The organism is Mesorhizobium sp. M0938, from assembly GCF_040319125.1.
Taxonomy (GTDB): Bacteria; Pseudomonadota; Alphaproteobacteria; order Rhizobiales; family Rhizobiaceae; genus Mesorhizobium; species Mesorhizobium robiniae.
Map to the genome: position 1 here is coordinate 22794 of NZ_JAMYNS010000032.1, position 10972 is coordinate 33765.

General features: G+C 57.3%; 11 protein-coding genes and 1 pseudogene. All 12 read left to right on the forward strand.

Annotated features, from left to right (window positions below; all coding sequences use genetic code 11):
* Window positions 1-49 precede the first annotated feature (49 nt).
* The 12 genes and pseudogenes from virB2 to NKH73_RS31350 all read left to right on the forward strand — a co-directional run bounded on the left by virB2 (window position 50) and on the right by NKH73_RS31350 (window position 10903).
* Window positions 50-355, forward strand: coding sequence for a pilin major subunit VirB2 (gene virB2 / locus NKH73_RS31295; RefSeq protein WP_023673707.1), 306 nt, complete (start codon window positions 50-52; stop codon window positions 353-355).
* Complete coding sequence (locus NKH73_RS31300) at window positions 355-681, forward strand: type IV secretion system protein VirB3 (protein ID WP_023679584.1); 327 nt, start codon at window positions 355-357, stop codon at window positions 679-681. The genes virB2 and NKH73_RS31300 overlap by 1 nt, the downstream gene beginning before the upstream one ends.
* Complete coding sequence (gene virB4, locus NKH73_RS31305; protein WP_352939082.1) at window positions 681-3050, forward strand: type IV secretion/conjugal transfer ATPase VirB4; 2370 nt, start codon at window positions 681-683, stop codon at window positions 3048-3050. The genes NKH73_RS31300 and virB4 overlap by 1 nt, the downstream gene beginning before the upstream one ends.
* Before the next feature lie 13 nt (window positions 3051-3063).
* On the forward strand, window positions 3064-3747 hold the full coding sequence (locus NKH73_RS31310) for a TrbJ/VirB5 family protein (RefSeq protein ID WP_352939085.1): 684 nt from the start codon (window positions 3064-3066) through the stop codon (window positions 3745-3747).
* 58 nt (window positions 3748-3805) lie between these two features.
* Window positions 3806-4693 (forward strand): type IV secretion system protein, encoded by an 888-nt coding sequence (locus NKH73_RS31315; RefSeq protein ID WP_352939088.1) that lies wholly within the window; start codon window positions 3806-3808, stop codon window positions 4691-4693.
* A gap of 27 nt (window positions 4694-4720) precedes the next feature.
* Complete coding sequence (locus tag NKH73_RS31320) at window positions 4721-4879, forward strand: type IV secretion system lipoprotein VirB7 (protein WP_081731114.1); 159 nt, start codon at window positions 4721-4723, stop codon at window positions 4877-4879.
* A complete protein-coding gene (locus tag NKH73_RS31325; RefSeq protein ID WP_352939090.1) occupies window positions 4876-5589 on the forward strand; it encodes a type IV secretion system protein VirB8 in 714 nt (237 codons plus the stop codon). Before NKH73_RS31320 ends, NKH73_RS31325 begins: the two co-directional genes overlap by 4 nt.
* On the forward strand, window positions 5586-6470 hold the full coding sequence (locus NKH73_RS31330; protein WP_352939093.1) for a TrbG/VirB9 family P-type conjugative transfer protein: 885 nt from the start codon (window positions 5586-5588) through the stop codon (window positions 6468-6470). Before NKH73_RS31325 ends, NKH73_RS31330 begins: the two co-directional genes overlap by 4 nt.
* Entirely contained in the window at window positions 6463-7599 is a 1137-nt protein-coding gene (gene virB10 / locus NKH73_RS31335) for a type IV secretion system protein VirB10 (RefSeq protein WP_352939096.1), read from the forward strand. Before NKH73_RS31330 ends, virB10 begins: the two co-directional genes overlap by 8 nt.
* Entirely contained in the window at window positions 7583-8623 is a 1041-nt protein-coding gene (gene virB11 / locus NKH73_RS31340) for a P-type DNA transfer ATPase VirB11 (RefSeq protein WP_023737143.1), read from the forward strand. The genes virB10 and virB11 overlap by 17 nt, the downstream gene beginning before the upstream one ends.
* 719 nt (window positions 8624-9342) lie before the next feature.
* A complete protein-coding gene (locus NKH73_RS31345) occupies window positions 9343-10029 on the forward strand; it encodes a response regulator (RefSeq protein WP_352939099.1) in 687 nt (228 codons plus the stop codon).
* Window positions 10030-10236: 207 nt separating this feature from the next.
* Window positions 10237-10903, forward strand: a pseudogene (locus NKH73_RS31350) (IS6 family transposase).
* The last annotated feature ends 69 nt before the right edge of the window (window positions 10904-10972 follow it).

The window sequence follows — 10972 nt, forward strand, 5'->3', positions numbered from 1 at the left end:
ACTCAAGATACTTCGTGCGCTTAAAACGCGTGTTCCTTCGCCTTTTTCCATGCTGCGCATGGCGGCTGAATATGTACCGGCTGCTGCTGCAGGCGCGGCGTGGACGGTCTTCTACAGCGGGCCAGCCGCGGCTCAGGTGACCGGAGGGACGGATCCTGCCAAGATGGTCCAGAATATCTGCACGTTCATACTTGGCCCCTTTGGACAATCACTGGCCGTGCTCGGGCTCGTAGCCATCGGTATCTCTTGGATGTTCGGTCGTGCTTCACTTGGCCTGGTTGCGGGTGTCGTTGGAGGGATCGTCATCATGTTCGGGGCCAGCTTCCTGGGCAAGGCGCTCATAGGCGGTGGCTGATGAGCGACCGGTTGGAAGTGAGCACCCTCTATGTGGCGGCGACGCGCCCCGCACTGTTTCTGGGGGTGCCGCTGACGCTGGCCGGATTGCTCATGATGTTGGCTGGGCTTGTTATCATTATCCTTCAGAACCCGCTCTACGAAATCGTTCTCGCGCCACTCTGGTTCGGAGCACGGCTGGTTGTTGAGCGTGACTATAACGCGGCAAGCGTCGTGCTGCTCTATTTGCAGACGGCCGGCAGAAGCGTGGACGGGCCGGTCTGGGGAGGCGCAAGCGTCAGCGCCAATCCGATCAGAGTGCCGAAACGCGGAAGAGGAATGGTGTAATGTTCGGCGCCAGCGGCCGGACCGAGAGGTCTGGCGAGATCTACCTTCCGTATGTTGGTCACGCAAGCGATCAGGTTGTCCTTCTGGAAGACGGATCGATCATGGCCATGGCACATGTGAACGGTGTGCCCTTTGATTTGGAAGACGCTGAGATGCGCAACTCGCGCTGCCGCGCGTTCAACACTCTCTTGCGCAACATCGCCGATGACAATGTCTCGATATACGCTCATCTTGTGAGACACAACGATGTGCCGGCGCCGGCGCCGCGCCAGTTTCAAAGTGCATTCGCTGTCAGTCTGAGCGAGGCCTACGAGCGTCGTGTGCTGTCGGGAAAGCTCTTTCGCAACGATCACTTCCTCACTTTGATCGTGTCCCCCCGCACCGCAATCGGCAAGATCGGCTTGCGGATTGCCAAGTCCCGCAGACGGAATGAGCACGATCTAGCCACCCAAATGCGGAGCCTGGAAGACCTCTGGCACATCATTGCTGGCGCACTCGGCGGTTACGGTCTGCGCCGGTTGGGCATTCGTGAGAAAGGCAACGTGCTCTTCACGGAAATCGGCGAGGCGCTTCGGCTCATGATGACTTGCCGGTTTCTTCCGGTTCCGATGGTTACCGGCTCGCTTGGCGCCTCGATCTACACTGACCAGGTCATCTGCGGGAAGCGGGCGCTTGAGATTCGAAGGCCCGGGGATAGCTCCGTCGGATCATTATTTTCGTTCCGTGAATATCCGGCGACGACGCGGCCCGGCATGCTAAATTCCTTGCTGTCCGCCAACTTCCCGCTTGTCCTGAGCCAGAGCTTTTCCTTCCTCACTCGCCCACAAGCTCATGCCAAACTAAGCCTTAAGTCCAGCCAGATGACGAGTGCCGGCGACAAGGCCCTCACCCAGATCAATGAACTTGCCGAGGCAGAGGACGCACTGGCAAGCAACGAATTCGTGATGGGTTCGCATCATCTGAGCCTGTGCGTCTATGCCGACAGCCTCAATAGCCTTGCAGATCGCGCAGCAAGTGCCCGCGCACGGCTGGCCGACGCGGGCGCCGTTATCGTCCAAGAGGGCATCGGCATGGAGGCCGCATATTGGTCCCAACTTCCGGGGAACAACAGGTGGCGCACGCGCCCGGGGGCGATCACCTCACACAATTTTGCCGGGCTCGTCTCATTTGAGAACTTCCCAAGCGGTTCCAGTTCCGGCCACTGGGGCAATGCTGTTGCGCGCTTTCGCACAAACGGTGGAACTTCTTTCGATTACATCCCCCATGAGAATGACGTCGGCATGACGGCAATATTCGGGCCCGTTGGCAAAGGCAAGACGACGCTGATGACCTTTGTCCTCGCGATGCTTGAGCAAAGCCTGGTCGATCGCAATGGTGCGATCGTCTTCTTCGACAAGGATCGGGGTGGCGAACTGCTGGTGCGAGCCACGGGAGGGACATATCTTGCGTTGCGCAGAGGCGCTCCGAGCGGCTTGGCCCCTCTGCGTGGACTGGACAACACCTCCGCCTCTCGGGACTTTCTGCGCGAGTGGTTGATGGCCCTGATCGAGAGTGACGGCCGTGGTCCGATCTCGCCGGAGGAAAGCCGTCGGCTGGAACGCGGCATTGTTCGTCAGCTTTCGTTCGAACCCCCTATGCGCTCACTTGCGGGCCTGCGCGAGTTCCTATTGCACAGCCCCTCCGAGGGCGCAGGAGCACGGCTGCAGCGGTGGTGTAGAGGGGGGGCGCTTGGATGGGCCTTTGACGGCGACGTGGACGAAGTAAGGCTGGATGCCTCCATTACGGGCTTCGACATGACGCAGCTCCTGGAATATGAGGAGGTCTGTGCACCGGCCGCCGCATACCTTCTGCATCGAGTGGGCGCTATCGTCGATGGTCGTCGGTTCGTCATGAGCTGCGACGAATTTCGATTCTATCTACTCAACCCCCAATTCTCGGCCGTTATCGACAAGTTCTTGCTCACGGTCCGCAAAAACAACGGCATGTTGATACTCGCAACGCAGCAGCCTGAACACGTTCTGGAATCGCCTCTCGGAGCTAGTCTCGTTGCGCAATGTATGACGAAAATTTTCTACCCATCACCGACGGCGGACCGCTCTGCGTATGTCGATGGCTTGAAGTGCACTGCCCAGGAGTTCGAGGCAATCCGCCAGGGAATGGCAATCGGCAGCCGCAAGTTTTTGCTCAAGCGCGATAGCGGAAGTATTGTTTGCGAATTCGATCTTGGGCAGATGCGCGAGTACGTAGCCGTACTCTCGGGGCGGGCCAACACAGTGCGCTTTGCCGACCATCTTCGTAACCAGCACGGAGACGCCCCAAGTGGATGGCTCGACAAATTCATGGCCCGGTACCATGAAGTTCAAGACTGACGGAGGAATATTCATGAAAGTTGCCAAACTTGCAGTAACGACCCTTGCTGCTTCCCTTCTGCTTCACGGACAGGCCCGGTCGCAATGGATCGTCACCGACCCTGTAACAGAAACACAATCGACCTTAACAGCGATTTCCAATGCGGCGATCCTTGAGAGGTCAATCGAGACGCTCGCTACCACGATCGAAATGGTGACAATGCTAACGTCGTCATTCGCTGTCACGGGACTGCTAAGCTCACTGAACCAAGGAAATCACTACCCGTCGAGCAATAAGCTGGAGGAGCAGATGTTTGATGCTCGGGCGCCAGCTTCGATTATGGCCCGTAACATTGCGAAGGACCCAAATCGGATAGTCAACGGCACCGATTCAGAAGCGAAACTGTTACAGGGACAAATCGCCGGGGCCGCCAATGCCGCAGCTATTGCAGCCGACACTTTGGGCATGATGGACAAGCGCCTTAAGGATAACGCCGGCACGCTTGGTCAGCTTTCCCGCTCGGGAAATATTATGCAGGCCACCGTGACCAACGGTCTGGTCCTCAAGCAGATTCACGATGCGATGATCCAAAATGTCCAGGCCACGAGTCTGCTGACAATGGCCACTGCACAAGGGAGCCTTCACGCCGTGGAGGAGGCCGCTACGCAGCGTCGCGAACATCAGGACACCGCTAATATGTTTAGCATCCTCCCGTAAACCACACAGAATTCATCAGGCTAAGCTGCGCTGATCAGGGACACATCAGGCTCACGCCATGAATTTCAAAATTCCCGCGCCATTCACGACTATACACACGATCTTTCATGGGGCCTTCACGTCCGGGCTGCACAAAGTGCTTGAAAACGTCCAAGCGGCGGTCAGTGCGCCTCTGGTTGCGTGTGTCACGCTCTGGATAATAATCCAAGGCTGTCTGGTCATGCGTGGTCAAGTCGATGCGCGCGGGGGTATCTCGCGCGTAATCATGGTGTCGATTGTCGTCGCCCTTATCTTAGGGCAGGCCAACTATCAGCAGTACATTGAAGCGGTCTTCGACGACACGATTCCGAGGTTGGCTCACGACATCAGTGGCAGCGACTTGCCCTTCATTGGAATCCCCCAGAAGCTCGATCTCATGTTTGCTTCAAGCCAGTATGTCTTTCAGCTGATTGCTTCCGAAATTGGGCCTATGAACGGCCAGGACATACTTGCTTTCGAGGGAGCGCAATGGATTTTCTACGGCGCGCTGTGGACAGCGTTCGAGATCTACGATGCCGTTGGAATTCTGACGAAGGTGCTCTTGACGATCGGCCCCCTGGTCCTTGTAGGCTACCTTTTTGATCACACTCGAGACATAGCCACCAGATGGATCGGCCAACTGCTCTCGTACGGGCTGCTGCTTCTCCTCCTCAACATCGTTGCAACGATAGTAATCGCTGCCGAAGCAGTCTCGCTGGCAGCCATGCTTTTGATGATCAAATTCTCGGGCACGACAGCAGCCAAGATCATCGGGCTTTACGAGCTCGACATGCTTTTCCTAGCTGGTGACGCTCTGATCGTCGCGCTTCCGACGATCGCCAGCAGCATCGCCGGCGGCTCTTGGGGAGGTGCGAACCGACCTCTTAACAGCCTCAATCGCCACTTTGCCAAAACGGCGGGTGGTTAATCAATCGACAAGCTCGGTGCCAAAAACATGAAATATTGCCTACTTCTGTCAATCCTCGCTTTGGCCGCCTGCAAGACGAGCCATGGGCTTGCGACGTGCGCGGGTGCCCCATTCCAACTGAACGTGGGACAATGGGAAACCACCCCTGAGGATCTTCAGGTCGAATGCGCGGAAGAGCCAAAGTGAAATTTCCTGAACATGCCCTTCTGGTGGAGAGTGAAACGCTAGCCGCCCACTATAAGAAGGTGGAAGCGTTTCAAACGTCACGAGCGAAGTCTGCGCGGCGCCTGTCAAAGGCCCTGATCGCCTTTGCCGCAGCGGCGGTCCTAGGAAATGTTGCCCAGGCATTTACCATCGCTGCCATGGTCCCGTTGGCCAAGCTCGTACCTGTGTTCCTCTGGGTCCGGCCGGATGGGACCGTCGACAGCGAAGTGTCAGTGTCTCGACTGCCGGCAACCCAAGACCGAGCCGTCATAAATGCTTCGCTGTGGGAATATGTACGCCTGCGCGAGGGGTACACAGCAGATACAGCCCAATACGCCTATGACCTCGTATCCAGTTTCAGCGCGCCGGCTGTGCGACAGCAATATCAAGATTTCTTCAACTATCCGAATCCCACCTCGCCGCAAGTCACGGTCGGCAAGCGCGGCAAGCTCGAGGTCGGGCATATTTCTTCAAACGACATCAGTCCGGACGTTCAACAGATCCGTTACAAACGTACGCTTGTTGTCGATGGGCAGATGCCGATAGTGACCACCTGGACAGCTACCATCCGCTACGAGCGCTTGACGGGTCTGCCTGGGCAATCGAGGCTCACCAATCCGGGAGGTCTACTCATCACTTCCTATCAAAGCTCGGAAGATAGCGTATCGAACCTGGGCTATGTGCAGCCATGACAAAAAGAGCGTTTCTCGCGCTGGTCTGTTCACTCTTCTTAACGATGGAAGCGTCCGCGGAAGACACACCACTTGCCGGCAAGCATGATGCGCGCATGCGCTACCTGGCTTACCGTCCTGACGAAGTGGTGCGCCTGTCTACCGCAGTGGGGGCAACGCTGGTTGTCACATTCGCGGCCAACGAGACAGTCGCAGCCGTGGCCGTTTCCAATAGCAAAGACCTGGCTGCGCTCCCGCGCGCCAACTATCTCTTTTTTAAGGCTAGCCGGATGCTCCCGCCGCAGCCGGTCATCGTGCTGGCCGAGAGTGAGTCCGGTACACGGAGATACGTCTTCAGTATTTCAACGAGAGCGATGCCAAAACTCGATGAGCACCAACCTGACCTATACTACAGTGTGCAGTTCACCTATCCTGCTGATGAGGCTGCTGCTCGGAGAAAGGACGCAGAAAGGCGCTCGATTCTTGGTCAGGCCCGGGCGAAAGTGCTGCGCGACGAGAGAGTTCAGGATTTGTTGAATCGGCCCGCCGCAACTACCAGTCCGGACGAAAGCAATTTTCACTACGTCGCAAAGGGCGATCGATCGCTGTCGCCGCTGGAAGTTTTCGATAATGGCTTTACCACCGTATTTGGCTTCGCAAGCAATTCCCGCATACCCTCCCTCTACATTATCAATCCCGACGGCAAGGAAGCCGCTGCCAATTACACGGTCAAAGGGGACTATGTTGAAGTATCCGCAGTCGCCCGGGAATGGCGTCTGAGAGATGGCAATACGGTCTTGTCCATTTTCAACAGGGCTTATGACCCTGTGGGACGAGCGCCAGGGACCGGTACAGTGACACCCGACGTGTGGCGCGTTTTGAAAGGCTCGGCCGATGAATGAAACCGGCCCACAGTCGGGACATGATGTCCATGCCTCCGGATCGATGGTCTCGGAGCCGGCCCGCCGGCATGTTTCGGGATTGCAGAAGTTGGCCGTCGCTGCTCTTGTTCTCATCTCATCTCTATCACTCATCTGGCTCGGAGGTCGTCCCAGCACACAAGACGAACCAACTCAGCCAAAACCTCCAATTGTCGCCGACGCCGAACCATTCCGCCCCGTGCCGATTGAGATTGCTCCCGAAGCTCCAGCAGCCGTACAGGCGGCGCAGGCAGGAGATCCTGCGCCATCCACGCCGACTTCAGCTGATCCGCCGCCGGAGGAAACACCAATTTTCGCCTACAGTGGCAGCAGTAAAATGCCCAACGACGGTCAGCGGAGCGAAGACAACCATAGGGATGCGCCCGTGACCTCGGATGAGATTTCAGACGCTGGCGATCTGTCGGCGCGATTGAAGCCAGATATACAGGAGCCAAGCCGGGCCACACTTTTGCCGCACCCTGATCTCGTGATTACTCAAGGAACGATCATCCCCTGCATTTTGCAAACGGCAGTCGACACAAATTTACCGGGTTATGTGAAGTGCGTCTTACCTAAAGACGTCCGCGGCGCCACCAACAATGTGGTGCTTTTGGATCGCGGGACGACCGTGATTGGCGAGATCCAGCGTGGTCTCCAACAGGGGGATGCGCGTGTCTTCGTGCTGTGGACGCGCATCGAAACGCCTGACCATGCCCTCGTTTCGCTAGCATCGCCGGGCGCTGACGAGCTCGGCCGCTCCGGAATGCCTGGCACGGTGGATAATCACTTCTGGCAGCGCTTTGGCGGAGCAATGCTCATGAGCGTCATTCAAGGCGCGTTTCAGGCCGCCGGTCAATACGCTGGCAGCTCAGGTGGAGGAAGCGGTATCAACAGCTTCCAGAGCAACGCCGGACAAGCCGTTGAGACGACCCTTAGAGCAACGATCAACGTTCCGCCAACTCTGAAGAAAAACCAGGGAGATGCTGTATCCATCTTTGTGGCTCGGGACCTCGATTTCTCAGATGTATACGATCTTAGAGCGACCGCCGTGGCGCCAGCCACCCCCCAACATCGCCAACGCCGGAGAGACAACAATGCGACCGGAGGCTGACCCTCAATTGCGTTTGCTTCTCAACCCTGTTCTGAAATGGCTTGAGGAGCCAAGGACCGAAGAGGTCGCTATCAACCGGCCTGGGGAAGCCTTTGTCCGACAGGCCGGCGTTTTCACGAAACATCCGCTACCGCTATCTTATGACGATCTGGAGGACATCGCGATCCTCGCTGGAGCGCTGCGCAAGCAAGATGTCGGACCGCAAAGCCCCCTCTGTGCGACTGAGCTGCCGAACGGAGAGCGGCTGCAGATCTGTTTGCCGCCCGCTGTTCCCTCAGGAACAATAAGCCTGACGATACGGCGTCCCTCAAGTCGTGTGACCGAACTCAAGGAAGTTTCTTCTCGCTACGAATACTCGCGTTGGAATCAATGGCGGTCACGAAAGGAGCGCCAAGAGCGGCAGGACGAAACGATTCTTCAGCACTACGACCATGGTGACTTGGAGCAATTTTTGCGAGCGTGCGTATGCGGGCGGCTTACGATGCTGCTTTGCGGACCTACTGGTAGCGGCAAAACGACAATGAGCAAGACTTTGATCAACGCTATACCCCCGCAAGAGAGGCTGATAAGTATCGAGGACACGCTCGAACTTGCAATCCCGCACGAGAATCATGTCCGGTTACTCTATCCGAAGGACCGAGCAGGCGTAGGTGCGGTGACAGCCGAGCAACTGTTGCAAGCCAGCTTGCGCATGCGCCCTGATCGAATATTGCTTGGCGAGATGCGCGATGATGCTGCTTGGGCCTACCTTAGCGAAGTCGTCTCCGGCCATGCGGGATCAATATCGACGATTCATGGGGCGGATCCGGTCCAAGGCTTTAAAAAGCTCTTTTCACTCGTCAAGAGCAGCCCGCAAGGAGCTGCTGTGGAAGACCACACGCTTCTTGACCTGCTGTCGGCTGCCATTGACGTCATTGTGCCGTTTCGTACCCACGGCGACGTGTATGAGGTGGGGGAGGTGTGGCTCGCCGCCGATGCCCGGCGACGCGGAGAGACAGTAGCCGATCTTCTTAATAAGCACTAAGGCTAGAGCACGTCGGGGATCGGTAAGTCTTTTGTGATATGATGGCGCAACTTGTTCAGATTCAACGTCACTTTGATTTGACCGAGGTTGATAATGGGAGGACGACTGGGCGTAGCCCTTCGGTCACAAGCCTGAACTCTTCGGCCGCCCTGTCGGCGCGGCAAGCTGCGGCACGATTCGACTGGGTGTATCGAGCGCGTCCGCTGAATTGCGCGGGCGACGCTCAGCGAGCTGGTGCCGATGCCTGCTTCAAAAGCGGCATCGACACCCGGCAGGTCGTACCCTTGATTTACCTAGCCGCGCTCAATGAGCGTCTTCAAAGCCGCCGAACGTGGTTCGGAATGACCGGTTGGTAAATCGGGAAGTGCTATACAGGGAATCCTCCGGGTATTGCCTCCAGGGGGTCCTCTCAATGAACAAAGCCGCAACCTGCCCTTGCGACCTCAGCTGGAGTTTGCGACGCAACCCATATAGGAGGATCGAGCGCAGAGAAATCGCAGGCAGAGTCGGTGGCATTGTGGGCTGGCCGACCGACGGTTTCAGCCCGTCAACAGGTCTTCACGTGTTCCATCCCCGACTATTGCAGGCGTGCGGCTTGCATTCTCCCGCGATCACCCATCGGAAAGAGCGTTACGAACACTACGAAGAGTTGCGCGACTTCTGCTGTCGCCCCGGTCTTACAGCGGACGGTGACCTGTCCTACCTTGATAGGACGTGAAATGCGAACGCTGCTCATTGATCATCACGTGGATCTTACGCGCGCCGTGCGAGCTGCGCTCGGGGATAGCGGTTTTGCCGTTGATGTAGTTGGCAACCTGGAACAGGCGTCGAGGGCATTCTGTTGCGCAACCTATGAAATTCTCCTGCTGGAGTTGGCTCTGCCAGATGGCGATGGCTTGGGCTGGCTGAGACAACTAAGGAGCGACGGGCATTCAGTTCCGACCCTCATTATGAGTAGCATCAACGATCTCGAGAAGCGAATTGCGATTTTCAACGGTGGCGCGGACGACTTTCTGCTCAAGCCCGTCTCTGTCGATGAGCTCATCGCCAGAATGAGAGCCATTCTGCGCCGGTCGACACAGGTGACCGACCCCATCGTTGTATTTGGCAATCTCAATTTCGATCCGATCGGCCGACAGGTTTCCGTCTCGGGTCATCCTCTGAAGATCGCACGCCGCGAACTATGTATCTTAGAGCATCTGCTTATCCGTGCAGGCCGCATCGTGCCTCGTGCGCAGTTGGAAGATCACCTCTATTCGTTCAACGACGAGGTATCTGCCAACGCGCTTGAAGTCGGAATCTATCGCTTACGTGGACACCTGAGTAGGTCAGGTGCAACGCCACGGATCACGACCGTGCGCGGCATTGGTTACCTTCTTGAACTGACTGAGGCGGCATCCGCATAGTTGGTCTAAATTGAAAGAACAGACTGGCCTGCCCGTCGTCAGGTTGAGCTTGTGGCCATAATCGACATCGCGGCCGCCCTTGACGATGGTGTCGGCATGCGGTTCGAACGGCTCTGTCGCAAACTTTTTGGTAAGCGAGCATGGCAAGAAAAACGCCTCAGCTGTGGAGGAGCACGTGATGTTCAAGGGTCGCATTTCGACCAGTCGGTGATCCTGCTGTGCGTGCGCTGGTACTACACTCTGAGCCTGCGCGATCTGGAAGAGATGATGGCCGAGCGCGGCTTGAAGGTCGACCACTCCACTGTGCATCGCTGGGTCGCCCACTTCTCGCCGCAGCTGCTGGAGCGCTTCAACCGGCGCAAGCGTGCGGCGGCAGCAAGTGGCATATGGACGAGACGTACATCAAGGTCCGCGGCCATGGATGTATCTCTACCGCGCCATCGACAGCCTCGGTGACACGGTCGAGTTCTTCTTCAGCGAAAACCGTGACCTGGTGGCGGCCCAACGCTTCCTCCGCAAGGCGCTGACGCGCCATGGCCGGCCGGAGCGCATCATCATCGACGGCAGCCAGACCAATTACGAAGTAATCCTTTCCTGCGATGCTGAAAGCCGGCTGCGGCAGCGATCGCGGCGACCGCTGAAGCCGATCCGCATCCGCAATAGCCGGCATCTCAACAATCGGATCGAACAGGATCACCGGCGTATCAAGCGCCGCATTCGATCCATGCTCGTCTTCAAGTCGCATGCGAGCGACGTGGTTATCCTCTCCGGCATCGAGATGATCCACATGATGCGCAAGCGACAGGCGAGGTATGCCTACAAGGTAAGCGCGAATTTCCCCGCACCTTTTGCTGTTGGGTGCTCTGATGCATGAGAAGCTATGCGGGGGAGCGGCGAGGTGGCACCATCGTCGTACGATCAACCCGAAGGATAGACTATCATG

Excerpts from the sequence above, each read along its gene's own strand:
- virB11 (WP_023737143.1), top strand. The coding sequence starts at position 7,583 with ATGCGACCGGAGGCTGACCCTCAATTGCGTTTGCTTCTCAACCCTGTT.
- NKH73_RS31320 (WP_081731114.1), top strand. The coding sequence starts at position 4,721 with ATGAAATATTGCCTACTTCTGTCAATCCTCGCTTTGGCCGCCTGCAAG.
- NKH73_RS31310 (WP_352939085.1), top strand. The coding sequence starts at position 3,064 with ATGAAAGTTGCCAAACTTGCAGTAACGACCCTTGCTGCTTCCCTTCTG.
- NKH73_RS31315 (WP_352939088.1), top strand. The coding sequence starts at position 3,806 with ATGAATTTCAAAATTCCCGCGCCATTCACGACTATACACACGATCTTT.
- virB4 (WP_352939082.1), top strand. The coding sequence starts at position 681 with ATGTTCGGCGCCAGCGGCCGGACCGAGAGGTCTGGCGAGATCTACCTT.
- NKH73_RS31345 (WP_352939099.1), top strand. The coding sequence starts at position 9,343 with ATGCGAACGCTGCTCATTGATCATCACGTGGATCTTACGCGCGCCGTG.
- NKH73_RS31300 (WP_023679584.1), top strand. The coding sequence starts at position 355 with ATGAGCGACCGGTTGGAAGTGAGCACCCTCTATGTGGCGGCGACGCGC.
- virB2 (WP_023673707.1), top strand. The coding sequence starts at position 50 with ATGCTGCGCATGGCGGCTGAATATGTACCGGCTGCTGCTGCAGGCGCG.
- virB10 (WP_352939096.1), top strand. The coding sequence starts at position 6,463 with ATGAATGAAACCGGCCCACAGTCGGGACATGATGTCCATGCCTCCGGA.
- NKH73_RS31330 (WP_352939093.1), top strand. The coding sequence starts at position 5,586 with ATGACAAAAAGAGCGTTTCTCGCGCTGGTCTGTTCACTCTTCTTAACG.